At 30.1% G+C, this 18,434-nt stretch carries 16 protein-coding genes; 4 read left to right on the forward strand and 12 right to left on the reverse strand.

Annotation, left to right across the window (positions count from 1 at the left end; genetic code table 11):
* Positions 1-311 precede the first annotated feature (311 nt).
* The 4 genes from RSD37_RS08935 to RSD37_RS08950 all read right to left on the reverse strand — a co-directional run bounded on the left by RSD37_RS08935 (position 312) and on the right by RSD37_RS08950 (position 2,944).
* Positions 312-1,325, reverse strand: a complete 1,014-nt coding sequence (locus tag RSD37_RS08935) for an MFS transporter (protein WP_346946378.1) — start codon at positions 1,323-1,325, stop codon at positions 312-314.
* 8 nt (positions 1,326-1,333) lie between these two features.
* On the reverse strand, positions 1,334-1,585 hold the full coding sequence (locus RSD37_RS08940; RefSeq protein WP_346946379.1) for a hypothetical protein: 252 nt from the start codon (positions 1,583-1,585) through the stop codon (positions 1,334-1,336).
* A gap of 111 nt (positions 1,586-1,696) precedes the next feature.
* Positions 1,697-2,437 (reverse strand): tRNA pseudouridine(38-40) synthase TruA, encoded by a 741-nt coding sequence (gene truA, locus RSD37_RS08945; protein WP_346946380.1) that lies wholly within the window; start codon positions 2,435-2,437, stop codon positions 1,697-1,699.
* A 195-nt stretch (positions 2,438-2,632) separates the two neighbouring features.
* Positions 2,633-2,944, reverse strand: coding sequence for a hypothetical protein (locus RSD37_RS08950; RefSeq protein ID WP_346946381.1), 312 nt, complete (start codon positions 2,942-2,944; stop codon positions 2,633-2,635).
* Positions 2,945-3,199: 255 nt separating this feature from the next.
* On the opposite strand from RSD37_RS08950, the gene pdaA reads away from it, so the two are divergent.
* Both pdaA and RSD37_RS08960 read left to right on the forward strand, forming a co-directional pair.
* Positions 3,200-4,210, forward strand: coding sequence for a delta-lactam-biosynthetic de-N-acetylase (gene pdaA / locus RSD37_RS08955; RefSeq protein ID WP_346946382.1), 1,011 nt, complete (start codon positions 3,200-3,202; stop codon positions 4,208-4,210).
* 244 nt (positions 4,211-4,454) lie between these two features.
* Positions 4,455-6,005, forward strand: coding sequence for a PLP-dependent aminotransferase family protein (locus RSD37_RS08960; protein WP_346946383.1), 1,551 nt, complete (start codon positions 4,455-4,457; stop codon positions 6,003-6,005).
* A gap of 138 nt (positions 6,006-6,143) precedes the next feature.
* Here RSD37_RS08960 and sulP read toward each other — a convergent pair whose 3' ends face one another.
* From sulP to RSD37_RS08995, 7 genes are all read right to left on the reverse strand, one after another.
* Entirely contained in the window at positions 6,144-7,805 is a 1,662-nt protein-coding gene (gene sulP, locus RSD37_RS08965) for a sulfate permease (protein ID WP_346946384.1), read from the reverse strand.
* Positions 7,806-8,237: 432 nt separating this feature from the next.
* The gene (gene hydF, locus RSD37_RS08970) at positions 8,238-9,488 is read right to left on the reverse strand and encodes a [FeFe] hydrogenase H-cluster maturation GTPase HydF (RefSeq protein ID WP_346946385.1); all 1,251 of its coding nucleotides are present in this window, start codon (positions 9,486-9,488) and stop codon (positions 8,238-8,240) included.
* Between the two features lie 9 nt (positions 9,489-9,497).
* Entirely contained in the window at positions 9,498-10,877 is a 1,380-nt protein-coding gene (gene hydG / locus RSD37_RS08975) for a [FeFe] hydrogenase H-cluster radical SAM maturase HydG (RefSeq protein WP_346946386.1), read from the reverse strand.
* Positions 10,878-10,896: 19 nt separating this feature from the next.
* Positions 10,897-11,946, reverse strand: coding sequence for a [FeFe] hydrogenase H-cluster radical SAM maturase HydE (hydE, locus tag RSD37_RS08980; RefSeq protein ID WP_346946387.1), 1,050 nt, complete (start codon positions 11,944-11,946; stop codon positions 10,897-10,899).
* A gap of 42 nt (positions 11,947-11,988) precedes the next feature.
* Positions 11,989-12,237, reverse strand: a complete 249-nt coding sequence (locus tag RSD37_RS08985; RefSeq protein WP_346946388.1) for a TM1266 family iron-only hydrogenase system putative regulator — start codon at positions 12,235-12,237, stop codon at positions 11,989-11,991.
* Between the two features lie 566 nt (positions 12,238-12,803).
* Entirely contained in the window at positions 12,804-13,400 is a 597-nt protein-coding gene (locus tag RSD37_RS08990; protein WP_346946389.1) for a DUF4829 domain-containing protein, read from the reverse strand.
* 175 nt (positions 13,401-13,575) lie between these two features.
* Positions 13,576-14,610 carry a M42 family metallopeptidase gene (locus RSD37_RS08995; protein ID WP_346946390.1) on the reverse strand — a complete coding sequence of 345 codons (1,035 nt, stop codon included), beginning with the start codon at positions 14,608-14,610 and terminating at the stop codon, positions 13,576-13,578.
* 351 nt (positions 14,611-14,961) lie between these two features.
* On the opposite strand from RSD37_RS08995, the gene RSD37_RS09000 reads away from it, so the two are divergent.
* Positions 14,962-15,531 (forward strand): TetR/AcrR family transcriptional regulator C-terminal domain-containing protein, encoded by a 570-nt coding sequence (locus tag RSD37_RS09000; protein WP_346946391.1) that lies wholly within the window; start codon positions 14,962-14,964, stop codon positions 15,529-15,531.
* Between the two features lie 38 nt (positions 15,532-15,569).
* Here the strand turns inward: RSD37_RS09000 and RSD37_RS09005 are convergent, their stop codons facing one another.
* Positions 15,570-17,297 (reverse strand): oleate hydratase, encoded by a 1,728-nt coding sequence (locus RSD37_RS09005; protein WP_346946392.1) that lies wholly within the window; start codon positions 17,295-17,297, stop codon positions 15,570-15,572.
* Positions 17,298-17,519: 222 nt separating this feature from the next.
* Here RSD37_RS09005 and RSD37_RS09010 point away from each other — a divergent pair, with 222 nt between their 5' ends.
* Complete coding sequence (locus RSD37_RS09010) at positions 17,520-18,425, forward strand: DUF4349 domain-containing protein (protein ID WP_346946393.1); 906 nt, start codon at positions 17,520-17,522, stop codon at positions 18,423-18,425.
* Positions 18,426-18,434 lie beyond the last annotated feature (9 nt).

Consider the following 18,434-nt stretch of genomic DNA (forward strand, 5'->3'; position numbering starts at 1 on the left):
AAGTACAATTTAAAATGCACCTCATATAGTGTTTAATTTAAGATTTCAATCTAAAAGTAAATATTGATTACTAAATATTTTTTATTTTATAGATTGCATTAACTCATTAAGGCATCTGAAAATAAATAATAAGTCAAAGATGCGAAGGATATTTTGAGTTAGACAAGGAAGCAGGTTCCGCAGATAGTAGAACTATCTAAGGGTTCTGCTGACGACGTATCACTCAAAATAGTCTAGAAGATTGACTTATTTATTTTTTGAAGATGCCTAAGTTGATTGCCTAAAAAGTTGCGTTAAATGGAACTTCAATTTTACCTTTTATACTCTATCTGTCTACTCTTAAAATGGCAGGAACACACTCTATTTACTTTCCTATTTAACATACGACCTTTTACTTTTATATAGAAAAACATGACTCCACAAATCAATATAAATCCTCCATACAAATAATTGCCCTTATAACCATAGTTATTCAAAATCCATCCTCCAATAAAGTTTCCTAAGGATAAAGAAACTCCACTAACTAACATCTTTACTGCTGCAAATATATCTCTATGTTCTATATCTATATTACTCATCATAAGGCTGTCTAGTGAGGATACAATAAGCCACGCAAACATTCCTCTAGTCATTAAAACAACAATGAAAAATTGTATTCTTAAATTTATGGATAAAGTAAAGCAACTCACTATAGCTACAATAAATATTATTACATTAAATATACCAACTCCAATTTTTTCAATTATTGCAGGCATTAAAATTATACCTATCATACTTAAAATCGTTATTCCAAAAGTTATATAGGATATTATATTATTCCCTATATGAAATGAATCCTTTAATATGAGATTATTATAGGGTCCTACTCCACTAAATCCCATTGTTGTAATAAAAAGAAGCACGGCAAATAATTGAGTATTTTTATCTATCCTTAAGAATTTAACAGAATCTATTATAGATTTTTTTACGCCTTCCCTTTCTACTTCTACTATAGATTCCTTCGGTAATAACCAGTGTCTAATGGCACAAGTTATTAAAATAAGTATAATACACACAAAAAATAATTTTCTATATCCTACATTTTTAAAAAGAGGCACTCTATTGATATTACCTCCTATTATTGCTCCAACAGCTCCACACAAAAAATTAACAGAACACTTGTAACTATATGCACAACACTCATTTTGTCCTGTAGTATATGAATAAATTAATTGAAGCTCTGTTAATTGAATGAGAGAAATACCACCACTTACTAATATCTGACCTAAAATAATTAATATTAAACTAGAAAATCTTATATGAAGTGTTATTCCAATTGCTAACACTATAAGTCCTACACATAATAAATTTTTTTTCCAAGGATTTTAATAAAAGGTCCAATAAAAAATCCCACTAAGGTAAATAATGAACCTATAGAAAAAACAACTCCAATTGTCCCTGGGGAAAATCCAAGGAAATCATAATATAATATTTGCAAAAATAAAAACATCCCCGTAGCGAGGGCAAGAACTCCTTCACTAAAAACCATTATGTGTATATTCTTAGGGAAAGTTTTTATTGTTTCAAAAGTCTTAAATTTAATCATATTCTGTCCACCTTAAATATTTATTATCTATTTAGGTTAAGCAGAATTTAAATAGTTATACAAAAAAATAAGAGAGAATATCTCTACCCTCTCTTATCAACAATATTAAATTTATTGATATTCAACCTCTTTTAAGCATAAACCTTTAGCTTGTGCCATAGGGCCGGCTTCTGATCTTTTCTTTTGTTCTAATATTTTAGCTACATCACTAGCCTTTAATGCACCCTTACCAACTTCTAGAAGAGTTCCTGTTATAATTCTTACCATGTTTAATAAGAATCCATCCCCATTAATCTCTATTTGAACCATATCTCCATCTTCAATTATTTCTATAAAGTTTACTGTTCTCACTGTTGATTTACTATCTGATTTTAGAGCAGTAAAACTTTGAAAGTCATGAGTTCCAACTAAAATATCTGCAGCAGCTCTCATAGCATTTAGGTTAAGTTTTGCATCTGTGTGATATGTATATTTTCTACTAAATACATCTCTATGTTTACTATTATTTATAGTGTAAACATAAGTTTTTGCCTTTGCATTATATCTTGAGTGAAATCTTTCATGTACATCAGTTACAGATTTAACTACTATGTCATCTGGTAAAAATTCATAAAGATAGTTAAAAATATCTTCATTTGTCAATGTGGACTTAGTATGAAAGTTTGCTATGTAGTTCTTTGCATGAACTCCTGTATCTGTTCTACCACAACCTACAACTTGGATCTCTTCATTAGTCATTTTACTTAATACTTTTTCAATTTTATCTTGAATAGTCGCAACATTATCCTTTTGTTTTTGCCATCCCTTATATCTAGTTCCATCATATTCTATTACCATTTTTAAATTTCTCATAAATTCTCCTTATGTATGTTTTTATTTTTATTTAATCTATACCTTAGTATTTCACCACTATGATTTTAGATAATTAGCTATAAATTTGTTCTTGTTCATATGTAAATATATTATTTTTATAATCACTCTATTAAGTATATACTTTTTACTTGAATAAATCTATTAAACCTTATTTTATTTTATTTTATATTATGCTTATTTTAGCTCTTTACACTTCTTACTTATTCCATTATAAAGGTATTCTAAATACTCAACATCCACCTTCTCACCTTTTAGCATATCTATTCTTTCCCTAGCCTTTTGTAAAGATTCTTTAGCTTCACTATAATCTCTTTGTTTTATTGAATTACTTGTATACTCCAGTAAATAATCTACCTTTAATACAGCCTTAGCAAGATCCTCTCTATCGTCGTTTACTAGTTCTAACAAAAGTGCATATATCTTTGGAGATGCTGCCTTACGATGAATGTTTAATAGCTCATTATTTTTACTGTTCTTTTTTGCCATAAATTTACTTCCTCACTTTAAACTCATTTAATAATTTTCCTATGCTATTTTATATCACTTATTGATTTTTTTCAATTAATCTTATATTATTAACTATATTTTTATTATAAGATAAATTTACCAAGGATTAAATATATTTCATCTAAATTTACTTGGTAAATTCTTTTTGTATTTTTTATTAATTATAGACACATCCTATTCGTATATTAAGTATTATAGCCAAAATTTAATTTTATTTACTGAAGGAGGATTAAAATGAGTAAAAGATTTATACGTAATTTGTGTTTAGTCCTTGTGATTATCACATCCCTTATATTCAATGGATGTTCTTCCAAAACTGAGTCTACAACTAATTCAAAAGCTGACAAGAGTAATGATAAAACTGTATTTAATACAACAGAGCTTGATGAGGATTTAATTATAGGTCCTATTAAGGATGAAAAAGATAGCGCAACTTCTGTATCAGAAAATAAAGAAGTTATAACAACTCCATCACAAAAGGAAGAAAATCGGAAAGATGATAATTCTTCTAATACCGAAATTGCTCCTTCAACTTCAAAAATAGATGTAAATAGCTTAACAAATACAAAAATTGCTTGGTGGTTTAAACCCAATAAACAACATATTACTCCAGAAATAAATCTTAAAATTGGATTTGATTTAGATAAATATGATGCTCATTATGTAGGCGACACAAGTAGAAAGGTTCTTTATTTAACATTTGATGAAGGATATGAAAATGGATATACTCCAAAAATATTAGATATTTTAAAAGAAAATAATGTTAAGGCAATTTTCTTTGTTACTTCTCCTTATCTAAAGGGCAATCCAGATATAATAAAGAGAATGGTAGATGAAGGACATATTGTCGGAAACCACACAAACCATCACCCATCTATGCCAGATGTAACTGGAACTGAAGAAAAATTTAATAATGAATTTTCCGATGTAGAATCTAAATTCAAAGAAATAACTGGTAAAGATATACCTAATTACTTTAGACCACCAATGGGTGAATACTCAGAGAAATCTTTAGCTATGACAAAAAATCTTGGCTACAAAACAGTATTTTGGAGCTTTGCATATCATGATTGGGACATAAATAAGCAACCTGATCCTGTTAAAGCAAAAGAAACTATAATAAACGGTTTTCATAATGGATCTATAATGCTTATCCATGCAGTTTCAAAAACCAATACGGATATTCTTGACTCTATATTAAAAGAAGCTAAAGCCCAAGGTTATGTTTTTGAATTATTACCTTAGTATCAACGATAAATATATCTTTTAATTAACTATATATTGTTAAAATTTAATATACTAAATAATAAAAAGAATTACCTATATAAACTTAGGGAATTCTTTTTACTTTGTATATCTCCTTTACAATATATTCTTTAAGTCATATAATTATTGTATCGTTACAATAATTATAAAATTATGATATTCAAGTTAAAACTAAGTTTATACATAAAATATAATCTTAACATCCTAGAAAGGAAGGCTAAAAATGAACTTTGTTTCAATAGAATTAGACAGAACTTCAACTACGCCTATGTATATACAAGTGGCTCATAAAATAGAATCTTCAATAAAATCTGGCTCCTTAAATATTGGTGATAAGCTTCCACCTATTCGTAAGTTAGCGAGTGACCTTGAAGTTAATAACGTAACCATAGTTAATGCTTACAAACATCTAGAGGTAAATGGTTATGTTAATGCCATAAAGGGTAGTGGATATTATGTATCAGAACAAGATATGTTTTATAAACAATACGACTCTCCACCTACTCCAATAAACGATACTATTACTAATCATGATTATAATAAAGATAATAATCATCCTTCTAACTCTACAGAATATAGTAATGATTTTAAATTAATGGCTAGTGGACATATAAAAATCACTTCAAATGCTATTAACTTTGCCAGTGCTACTCCTGACCCCAGCATCTTCCCATTTGAATCATTCAAATCTGCTTTAAATGAAGTACTAGATAGAGATAAGGGTTATGCCTTTGGATATCAGGAAAGCAATGGTTATAAGCCTCTAAGAGAATCTTTATGTGATTATTTCCTTCGTGAAAGTAATATAAATGCTACTCCAATCAGCATTCAAATAGTATCCGGAGCTCAGCAAGGTATTGATATAATTGGAAAGGCTCTCCTTAGACCTGGAGATTATGTTATCACAGAGAACCCCACTTATACTGGTGCTACTGCTGTATTTAAATCAAGAGGTGCAAATGTTATTGGAGTTCCCATAGAAAAGGATGGAATTAATACTAAAATTTTAGAAGCTAACATTAAACTATATAAACCTAAATTAATATATGTAATGACTCAGTTTCAAAACCCTACCACAATTTCTTACTCTAAAGAAAAACTTCAAGAGCTTCTAGCGTTAGCTGATAGATATAATTTATATATCGTTGAAGATGATTCTTTATCGGGACTTTCTTATGATGACGTCTCTAAACCATCTACTTTAAAGTCTCTAGATACTAAAAATAGAGTAATATACATTAAAAGTTTTTCTAAGCTTCTAATGCCTGGACTTAGAATTGGTTTTTTAATATCTCCTGAATCTCTAATGGAGGAACTTCTAGCAGCAAAACATACTACTGATATATCTTCTTCTGGATTAATTCAACGAGCTCTTCAACTTTATTTTAAAAACGGTCACTGGGAAGAACATTTAAAATATATGAGAGAGATTTATAAAGTTAAATTTGATGTAATGGTAGAAGAATTAACTAAACTTAAAAATTATGGCGTAGATTTCTTTAATCCTAATGGTGGACTTAATTTCTGGGTTACACTACCTAAAGGTGTCTTAGCTAGTGAGCTTTATGTGGAGTGTTCTAAGAAGGATATTCTTATAGTTCCCTGCAATGTTTTTTATGTAAACAAGGAAAAAAACATGAACAATGCTATAAGAATCAGTTACGCTGCCACTAATGTTGATGAAATAAGAAGTGGAATGCATTCAATTGGAGAGTGCATATTAACACTTATGAACTCACCTAAAAAAACCTCATACCTCAGTCCACTTATTTAATTATATAAATTATGAAAGCTACTGTGAATTATTCCTTCACCGTAGCTTTCATAATTTATTAGCTTTATTTTAATAGACTATTGAACTTAATTTCAATATTATCTCTTTGTAATCACATTTACATGGTTATTTACTGAATTAAACTGATATCTTTTCTTCCAACTGAATATATTTATACGCTGCTCTTATTCCCTCAGCGCTTGTATCAAACACAGAATCCATTCCAAGCTTCTTTATAAATTCCATCTTTGTAAGAGCCTTGGTTGGTTGTTGCTGTAAGTTTACTAAAAAAAGCTTTATATTGTATTTATCGCAATGGTTGTAAAGTCTTTTTATAGCTGCAATTGCACTGGCATCTAATGTTCGAGCACCCTTCATATCTATAATAACTACTTGTGCAGTAGTTTCAATTTCACTTATTGTATCTATGAAATTCTGAGCTATACCAAAGAAAAATGGCCCATTCACTTCATATAATAAAATTTTATTATGGTCTATATCCATGATTTCAGAAGTTTTATGTTTTTCTATTACTTCACTTCCAAGTCTTTTAACCATTGTATTTTCTGCCAGTTTCTTAATAAATAAGAACATTGATAATACCATACCTATTTCTATTGCAATTACTAAGTCAAACACAATTGTAAGTACAAAGGTCAATACTAATACAATTACATCACTTCTAGGTGATTTAAGCAATACCTTGAAAGCTGACCATTCTCCCATATTATATGAAACTACAATAAGTATTGCCCCTAAAGTTGTCATTGGAATCATTTTTGCAAGTGGCATAAATAATACCATAATTAACAATAATGTTATAGCATGTACAATTCCTGAAATTGGACTTCTTCCCCCATTTTTAACATTAGCTGCTGTTCTTGCAATAGCTCCAGTTGCTGGTATTCCTCCAAATAATGCTGACCCTATATTACCAAGTCCTTGTGCAATTAACTCCATATTAGAATCATGTTTATCATCTATCATTCCATCTGCAACAACCGCTGATAATAAAGACTCAATAGCTGCAAGTATTGCAATTGTCATAGCTGGTTTAAATAACATCTTTATTGTAGCCATATCTATTGTCGGAAGTCCTGGCATTGGTATTGAAGATGAAATTTCTTGGTATCTGCTTCCAATAGTTTCTATTGGTAAATTGAATACTTGTACAACTAATGTAGCTACCACCAATGCAATAACAGACCCTGGTATAGTTTTATTAATCTTAGGCCAGTATACCATTATTAATATACATCCAACTCCAACTAAAGTAGCTGTTAGATTAAAACTACCAATATTCTCTAAATAACTTTGCCACTTAGCTATAAATTCTGCTGGTACATTCTCTATATTAAGACCTAAAAAATCCTTAATTTGAGTTGATAATAAAGTTATTGCTATACCACTTGTAAAACCTACTGTTATAGTGTGCGGAACATACTTAATAAGTGTTCCTAGCTTTAGCACTCCCATTACAACTAACATAATACCAGCCATAAGTGTGGCTATTATAAGTCCATTGATGCCATAGGTTTGTACTATTGTATACACAATTACAACAAAGGCTCCTGTTGGTCCTCCTATTTGAACTCTACTTCCACCTAAAAAAGATATTATAAATCCAGCAATTATAGCAGTAATAAGACCCTTTTCTGGTGATACACCTGAAGATATTCCCAGTGCAATAGACAACGGTAAAGCTATTATAGCTACAATAATACCAGCCATAATATCCTTCATTAGTTGATTCTTTGTAATTTTCCTCTCTTTAATAAGAGTAAAAATCTTTGGTGACATTTTCTTCTCCTTCCTTTATAGCCTTAATTCATCCCGCGACATTAGCTCCTTACTTTCCATTTCAAATGCAACGAAAGTAAGGAGCATCTTATCTTTAAATAACAAATTTTATACTTTTATAGTTAGGCATCTTCAAAAAATAAATAAGTCAATCTCCTAGACTATTTTGAGTGATACGTCGTCAGCAGAACCCTTAGATAGTTCTACTATCTGCGGAACCTACTTCCTTGTCTAACTCAAAATATCCTTCGCATCTTTGACTTATTATTTATTTTCAGATGCCTTAAAGCTTTTATAAGACTATAATTTTCATTTATTACACTACTTAATTTTACTCTTCTGTAATTAAACTGTCAAATACAAAACTATCCTATTATATCCTTTGTTCTATAAAAATTTTCTTTAAGATACATAAAAATCCACTTAATCATTTTAGTTATATATGCATAAAGTTCTGTCTAGTATTCCTGTTAAGTATGCCATTATCACTCCATAATTTGTTATGGCAACCCCCTTATCCTTACACATATCTATCCTATTTAATACTGTTTTTCTATTAATCATACATGCTCCACAGTGGATTATTAAATCATATTTTTCTATATCCTCAGGAAAATCATGACCAACTCTATATTCATAGTTAAGATCAAAACCTACATGTTTATTCAACATCATAGGAATCTTAATTCTTCCTATATCTTCATGGGAAATATTATGTGAGCAGCTCTCTGAAATAAGTATTTTAGAATCTTTATTTAGTTCATTAACCTTATTTGCACCTTCCACAAAAGCTGATAAATCTCCTTTGTGTCTTGCAAATAAAATTGAAAAACTTGTTAACTTAATATTTGATGGAACTATCTTGCTAACTCTTTTAAATGCTTGAGAATCTGTTATAACTAAATCCACATCTTTTATATCCTTCAACGCAGATTCTAATTCTGTATCTCTAACTACATAACTCTTTATTCCATGATCTAGACAATCTCTAATACATTGAACCTGGGGCAATATTATTCTACCTTTAGGAGCTTCTGAATCCACTGGTACCACAAGAATTACCTTGCTATTATAAGGCAGTAAATCACCTACTATAGGTAGTTCTTTTTCATCCTCTTTCAACTTTTCTACTAGCTTTTCCTTTAACTCTTCAATACCTTCACCACTTATAGTAGATACTAAAATCCCACCTGCAAGTTTACTTCTTAACGCTTCAACACCCTTACTATTAATAGTAGAGCTAATGATTCCAGGTGTAGATTTATCTCTTAGAGCTTTAAGTACATTCTTCTCCCCAGTATCTATCTTATTTATAACTAGAAGATGTGGTATATTATACTTTTTGAAATTTAATCTAGCTTCTTCATAAGACTTCATATCTAAATCGTTAATATCCATCACATATAAAGCGAAGTCAGTTCTCTTCATAATGTTAAGAGTCTTATTTTCTCTTAATGCACCAAGTTCACTGTTATCTCCCAGTCCTGCAGTATCAATGAATAATACTGGACCTAGTGGGATTAGCTCCATAGCCTTTGAAACTGGATCTGTCGTTGTTCCCTTAAGTTCTGAAACTATGGATATATCTTGCCCTAGAATCTTGTTTATTAAAGATGATTTACCTGCATTGGTTTTCCCATATATCGCTATATGCTTTCTATTAGAATTTGGTGTAGTATTCATAGTTTCCTCCTATATATAAAGATCTCTTTCTCCTTGCTTTAATTTCTCTATATTACTTTTTATTAATTCTCTGATATCTTCCCTCTTTATTTTAGCTGCCTGTTCATTAATTAATGCTTCTGCCTTCTCAATAATTTCCTTATCACCATAGTCTAGAGCATATTCCATTAGAGTTGTCATAGCATTTGGTTCACATACATTTTGTATCTGTCCTGATTTTGCAAGTTTCATAAACCTTTCACCAGTTCTACCTTGTCTGTAGCAAGCAGTGCAATAGCTTGGTATATATCCATCTTCAATTAACGCCTTTAAAACCTCTAGAGGTGTTCTTTCATCAGAGGTTTTAAATTGGTCTACATTCACATGACCTTCTTCCTTTTCCTTGTATCCACCAACACCTGCAATAGAACCAGCACTTACTTGGGATACTCCATATCTTAATACTTCTTTTCTCATTTCCTGAGTTTCCCTTGTAGATAAGATTAACCCTGTAAATGGTACCGCTATTCTTAAAATAGCTACTACTTTCTTGAACATATCATCATCAATTATATTAGGAAAGTCCTTTAGGCTCATTCCTTCCGCTTCCTTTAGTCTTGGTACAGATACAGTGTGGAATCCTACCCCAAATTTTTCTTCTAAATGCTCATTATGCATCATAAGAGCTAACACCTCAAACTTTGGATCAGCTAGCCCAAATAAAATACCTGCTCCTACATCATCAATTCCACCTTCCATAGCTCTATCAAATGCTGTTAGGTGATATTCATAGTTTCCTTTGATAGAATTCGGATGCATCAACTCGTAGGTTGGTTTATGATAAGTTTCTTGGAATAATATATATGTTCCTATTTTAGCTTCCTTAATTTTTCTATAATTTTCTACAGTAGTTGCTGCAATATTTACATTTACCCTTCTTATCTCACCATTATTGTTTTGAGTTTTATAAATAGTATCAAGGCATTCTATAACATAATCAATAGGAGCATTCACTGGATCTTCTCCCAGTTCTAATGCCAGTCTTTTATGTCCCATTTTTTCTAGAATTCTAACTTCCTCCGCAACTTCTTCCATAGTTAATTTTTTTCTATTAAATTTATTGCATCTTTTGTAACCACAGTAAACACAATTATTTACACAGTAATCACTAACATAAAGTGGTGCAAATACAACAACTCTCTTTCCATATATAGCTTCTTTTATTTCTCCAGCAATCTTATACATATCTTTTAATTGGTCTTCATCTTCAGTCTGAAGTAATACTGCTATATCCTTATGATTTAATCCCATTCTATTTTTAGCTTTATTTAATACTTCTTCTATTTGTTCCTTAGTAGCCCCTTTAGACTCCTGTAATAAATTCTCAATATACTCATGGTTAATAAACATATCCATACCCCTTTATTATTTATTTTCTTACCCAATCTATGCTATGACCTTTTGTTACCTCTATCTCAAATCCAATATTGTTGATTTTCTCTTCTATTTTATTTTTATATTCTGCAGCCTCGTCTCCTGTATATACCTTTCCATCATATAGGCTATATTTTTTTCTTACTTGATTCGGTGAAAGATTTGGCATGATAACATTAGCTCCTGCCTTTATCCCCTTTTCTCTTCCCATATGATCTATAGTTCCAAGAGCTGTAGTTGCAGGTAATAGCACCATTGGAATCAGTAATCTTACTAAGGCTAACATAGTTACAGTCTTATCTACTGTTCCTGGAGCTTCATTGCAAAGCAGTGTATCCTTATGAGGTATAAATGGTCCTATACCACACATGTGAGGCTTTAACTCTTTTAGAAATAGCAGATCATTAATTAAGTCCTGGTTTGTCTGACCTGGAAGTCCAACCATAAATCCGGCTCCAACTTCAAAGCCAATTTCCTTTAAATTTAAAAGACACTTTCTTCTATTTTCAAAGCTAGCTCCTGGATGGAATTTTTCATAGAGCTCCTTATTTGCCGTTTCATGCCTTAAAAGATATCTATCAGCTCCCGCATCATATATATTCTTATAGGATTCATAGCTTCTCTCACCAGCAGAAATGGTTATAGCATTGTCTGGATATTTATTCTTTAAAACTCTTATAATCTCTACTAGCTTTTCATCTGTGAAATAAGGATCTTCTCCGCCTTGAAGTACAAAGGTTTTATATCCTAACTCATTTCCTATCTTTGCACACTCTAAGATTTCTTCTAAGGTAAGCCTATACCTCTCTGCTAACTTATTCCCCCCCCTAATTCCACAATAAGCACAATTTCTACTACAATAATTAGTAAATTCGATAAGTCCTCTAACATAGACCTTATTCCCATAAACCCTCATTCTAGTTTCATTAGCTCTACTTATTAAAAGCTCCCTGCTCTCATCATCTAGGTTATCTAAAATGTAAAGCAACTCATCCGAAGATAAATTATTAGTTTCATACAGTTTATTTATTAATCCCTTTATCATAACTCTCCCCCTCCCTTGAAAACGTTTATATAACATCTATAATTATATTTCTTTCTTAGAAATTGATGTTTTCACAATGACCCCCTCTATGTTTCCTAGCCTTCCTGTAAGACTATTTATTTCATCTAACTCACCACTTATAACAATAGATATAACTGAAACATCCTCTTCAAAAGGAATTCCCATTCTTCCCCTTATACTTCCTCTAAATTTAGTTACCACGTCATTGAACTCACTTTGACAAACTTTTGGATTTTCTAATATGGCACTTATAACAGCTATTTTATGCATTTTCTATTACCTCTTTTCTAATTATAAATTTAATCTTAAGTATTTCCTTAATCTCTAGTTTATATTTTTCTTTTTAAATTTAACTTTTAATACCTCATTATTGCAGTAAGTCAAAATATTTATATAACCTATCTTGTTAGTGAACTTACACTCCTATTTTCCTATAATTAAAAAGTTCCCATTGAATTTTCTTCAAAAGAAAAGCCTAGTTCTCTCTATCCTAAAAGAAAACTAGGCTCAAAATATCTAATATTACCTCTTAAGATTCCCTTACATCTACATAGATTATAGAAATCTTAATGCAACAATAAATTATAAACAATAAATATCTATATCTATTGCTCATACTAAAATATTTAGAACTATATTTGTTTCTTTCAGATTAGATTTCTCTTTTCTGTTAGATTCATTTTCTATATTTACCTTATTGAAATAAACAAAGATTTTTCTCTGAATATTCAATTAAATCACTATACATTAAGAGTAATGTATATTTTCTGTTTTTTCAAGACATTTATATCTTTTTTATAAATATTTCAACTAGTCACCTAAATTATTTATATACATTACATCTGACCATAAATGTCAAATATCCTCCAATTTGATTTTTCATTTTGTTTTACAACAACATAATATCTTGTCCAATCACCATTTCCCCATTGAGCCCCCTCATTTGCTTTATCTGTCAATTTCACTGTATATTTTACTTCAATAATCTCAAATTCCTGTGGATTATACTTATTTAATCTATCCATATAATAATAATATTGTATAGTATTAGGGTTGTTAGAATATTCATCTTCACTTAATTTTCTCAGATTATGAATAGTTATGTTTTCAGTATATTCCCCCTCATCAAAGAGTTTTTTATAGGTTTTTGGGTAATTGTTAAACCCCTCACTATCTACATACAGATTATTAAATTCATCATATTTATCATTTATTTCTATTTTAAAGGTATCAAGAATAACTTTTTCTGCTTCTGAACATGGAGTAACTTCTGATTGGAAAAGCCTTGTTCCATTTTTAAGTTCTAATTGATAATTTTCAAGTGAACCAGAATTTTCTACTTTTTCCTCCGTCTTTGAACACCCAATAATAGCAAAAGAAAATAATGAAATTAAACAAATAGATAATATGTTTCTTTTAATATTTTTATTCATATATCGAAATCTCCTTCAGTATAATATTTACACATAAAAGCATATATTCAATATTATACTAAAACTATATAAAATACTACTATTATTGCTATTAAATAAGACCATATAAAAAACAGCATTAATACCTATGAATATTAATGCTGTTTTTGTGTTATTATTAATGTTATTTCATAGGTTATTTTGTTAAATAAGCATATAATAATTTTATTGTTCCTTCAAGGGCAGTATAATGAGTTCTCTCCATACCATGAGATGCATGAACTCCAGGTCCTATAAGTGCACCTTTTATGTTATTTCCACCGCTTAAAGCTGCTCCAACATCTGACCCATACATTGGATAAATATCTACTGCATATTTAATTTCATTACCCTTTGCAAGGTTAATTAATTCTGTAGTCATATTATAGTCATAAGGACCATTAGAATCCTTAGCACATATAGAAACATCATACTCTGTACAAGTTAAATCTTCTCCTATACATCCCATATCTACAGCAATCATTTCTGTTATATCTGATGGAATGTAAGCTGAACCATGTCCAACTTCTTCATATACAGATATGAAAACCTTAGTAGTATAAGTTGGAACTATCTTTTCAGCACTTAATATATCAAGTAAATTCATAAGGCATGCAACACTACCCTTATCATCTATAAATCTAGATTTTAAGAATCCACTTTCTGTTATTGTAGTTTTAGGATCGATAAATATAAAGTCACCTGCGCATATTCCTAGTTTCTCTACATCTTCTTTAGATTTCACTACTTCATCAAGTCTTATTTCCATATTTTTAGGATCACGAAGTTTAGATTTAGCATCTTCAAATACGTGAGCTGCTGGACTTGTGCTTAAGAATGTACCATTATATATCTTTCCATCTCTAGTTCTGATTTTGCAATATTCACTATCTAGTGTAGGAACAATAGGTCCTCCTATTAAAGTAAATTTTAAAGTACCTTCACCAGAAATGGATCTTACCATAGCACCTAAAGTGTCCACATGAGCAGATAAACCTATTACCTTATCATTACTTTTTCCTGGAACAGTTATAATTCCACAACCCTTAACAGTCTTTTCAAAATCATAGCCTAGTTCCGCTGCTATTGACTGGATTTTATCCATAACATCATAACAAAATCCACTAGGGCTATCTATAAGTAATATTTCTTTTGCTGTATTTAAAACCTTTTCTTTATTAACTGATATCATTATATCCCCCTCCTTGTACAATCCAAAATTTATGGTTAATTATAGCTTCTTAAACACGTAAAAGTTTCATAAGTATTTAATATTATCACCTTTAATGTCTAAATAGTTATAATAATCATTTAATTTACCCTCTTTAAATATTATAATATTACTTATGAAATTATTAAAGGGTTTATTCAAACTTTTATAGCACTTAATTACAATAAAGATAGATTTTCAGACTCATTATCTATTAATTTCATATAGTAAATTCACTTTAAACATACTATAATTAATATTATTTGGTAAAATAGCATTCTATATTATGAAAATTTATTTTCAATATAAATTTTAGAAGTTGAGGTATTTCATATGACATTAACGACAAAAGAAGCTCTTGCTACTTCCCTTAAAAATATAATGACAAAAAAGCCTCTTCAAAAAATAACAATTAAAGATATAGTAGTTGATTGTGGTGTTAACCGTCAAACTTTCTATTATTATTTCCAAGATATCTATGACTTGCTAGGGTGGATTTATAAAACTGAAGCTGTAGGCAGTATTTCAACTTGCAAAACCTACGAAACTTGGCAACAAGGTTTTTTGAAAATATTTCAATATGTAATTAATAATAAGTCTTTTTGTATGAATACCTTTCATTCAATGGGAAGAGAACATCTTGAAACTTTTTTACAGAATGAAATCTTTAATCTTTTAATTGATGTAATTGAAGAGGTGTCTAAAAACTCTTATTTATCTTCTACCGAAAAAGAATTCATTGCCAACTTTTATACCTTTGCTTTTATTGGAATTTTAACTTCATGGATGAAAAATGGTATGAAGGATAGTCCAGAAAGTATTATTGAAAAAGTTGAAAGATTAGTTAATGGAGATATTGAAAAAGTTATAAACAAAACTACTCAGTTACATTTAAATAACTAAGTAGTTAGTTTGTCTTATGATTATATAATTAAAAATTTCTATCTATAAGATGTTTTTAAAGCATCTTTTAAAATCTTAGGATTTTTCTTGTATGGAGTTACAGGAATAATCTCTTTATTTTTTACATTCAAAAGAGTATAAACAGCCATTTTTGCTGCACGTACAGAATATTCTTCTGTAAATACCATATCTTCTGGAATTTCAACGAACTGACTAATCATAGCAAAGTTTGTTGATCCTTTTGGTACAACCTGTGGACGATCAGTCATCTTGCGTGGTTGGAACTGAGCATCTATATAAGGCATCATACATGGAATAACATTAATTACAGTATCCATAATTTCATCTATTTTATCTTCCATGTGTAAGTGATGTAAAAGTTCTATTAACATCTCTTCGCCAGTACATTCACGCATTGGTTTTTTCACATAATCACCAACTTTTTCTGTGTATAACCCATATCCCCAGAAAATAGTTGTATCAAGTGGCTGATTTTTAAAGTGTGGTTGAGCCGCAACAACAATACTCATTAACCAATTAGAATCTTTAAAGGTCATTAAAGCACCACTACCAGGTATATTAGTTGAGAACTCTTCAATTAACTTTAAAAGTTTATTTCCTTTACAAGTTACAGTGAAACTTTCCCAGTTGGTTTGGTCCGGATGTCCAAAGAATGGTTCTGGATTCCCAAGTCCCGTTTTCTTTTTAGCTACTTTATCCCAAAGTTCACCCGAAATTGGCTTATCTGGATTATACTCTGCTGGTGTATTAAAATCACCTAAAGTTGCACTATCTGTCATGCATCCATTTGTCATAATACAAATATCACCTTGGTTTAAGTTTATAATTTTTTCACCTTCACTATCTTCTAAATGTATTGCAGTTACTGTAATCTCATCCCCTTGTTTAAAATCTAAATCAGTTACAGTTGCATTAATACTAAAATCAATACTAAAGTCATCTAAATAAGCTTTTAATGGAAGTATAACTGATTCATATTGGTTATAAGGAGTACGTGTAACCCCCTCTAAAGTTTCAATACGAGAGAACTCAAAAATCATACGTTCCATATATCTTTTAAATTCAAATAAGCTAGACCATTTTTGGAAAGCAAAAGTTGTTTGCCACATATACCAAAAGTTAGTTTGGAAGAAATGTGGTGTATGACTAAACCATTGCTCTATAGTCATATCATCTAGCTTTTCTTCTGATGTAATCATTAATTTACCAAGAGCCATACGATCATCACTATTAAAACCCATACTAGTTACATCTTGAATCACGCCATACTTATCAATTAAACGAGCTTGTGCATGCGTTGGATGTAAATGGTCAAAATTAAGAATTTCTTCTGTAACAGTTTTCCCCGGTAAATCTAGAGATGGAATACTAGAAAATAGCTCCCAAAAGTTTTCGTAAGTTTCTTCATTTAGCATTCTACCGCCACGGCATAGGAATCCATTCTCAGCATCCCCTGAACCATCATTACTACCTCCAAGAATTTTCATTCCTTCGATAATATGAATATTTTCACCCTTAAAATTACAGTCCCTTACAAGATAAGCTGCCCCAGCTAAAGAAGCTAGGCCCCCTCCGATGAAATAAACTTGCTTATCTTCATTCTCCGTATAGTTAAAGGTCGCAGTATTTACCTTTGATTTTTCTTTAATTTTATTTGCTGTTATTGCAACTGCAGTTGCTGCACTAGCCACTACGCCTAGAGCAAGTAATATATTCTTTTTATTATTGCTTGATTTTTTACTCATACAATATCCTCAACTTTCTACTTAATATTCTTTAAATTTCTTACTTATTATTATAGTTTAAGTATATTAAATTGTATTTATACAATTTAATATGTTTGTCTAAACTCTGGGCAGTAAAATAGTTGTGGCAGTTAATAAATAATTATTAATTGAGCAATCCATGTACTAAATATATATACTACCTCGTATACCTTATAGAATACTTTCATTAAGGAGGATAATATGAAAAAACTTTTAGTTATTTTTTCACTAATCATAGTTTTATTTCTTTCTGGATGTGGTAATAAAGTTAGCACAAACAGTGAAGAACACTCTAAAGCAGATTCAGTAGCCCAATCTAGTATTGATATTGGTTCTGATAAAAATCAAAATAATATGGAAACCAAAGCTGATGATATTACTAATACAGAAACTTTAATCACTAAAGAAAATAGAAAAATAATTAATAATGCAGATTTATCTATAGAAACCTTAGAATTTGATAATTCTCTAATCATACTTGAAAAAATGATAAATAGCTTTAATGGATATACTCAATCATCAAGTGTATCTCAAATGGGTATTAGCAGTGGAATTTACAGAAGCGATAGAAATGCTGAATTTGTGATTAGAATACCAAATGAAAAGTTTCAAGATTTTTTAAATGAAGCTAGCAAAATTGGAATAGTTACAAATGAACGTACCTATGGCGACGATATAAGTAGTAGTTATTATGATAGTGAAACTAGATTAAAGGTCCTAAAGACTCAAGAGGATAGATACCTAGCTATTCTAAGTCAAGCAAAAGATATCAAGGAAATTATAGAAGTAGAAAAAGCTCTAACAGAAATCCGCTATGAAATCGAAGGAATTCAAGGACACTTAAAACAAATGGATGATTTGATTGAGCACGCTACCATAAATATGCATATTCAAGAAGTTATAGAAGCTAGTAATATTGATTCTCCAGCAGTAACTTTTGGTGAAAAAATTGCCAAGGCTTTCAAGGACTCTTTAAGAAGTTTAAAATCTTTGGGAACGAATATATTGTTAATCTTCGTGGCTATTATTCCTTATTTAATAATTTTAAGTATCGTTGGATATTTAGGATATGCAATTTACAAAAAAGCAAAACTAAAAAGGAAATAAAACTAAAGG

This window comes from Clostridium sp. (genome assembly GCF_036646415.1).
Classification (GTDB): Bacteria; Bacillota; Clostridia; order Clostridiales; family Clostridiaceae; genus Clostridium_J.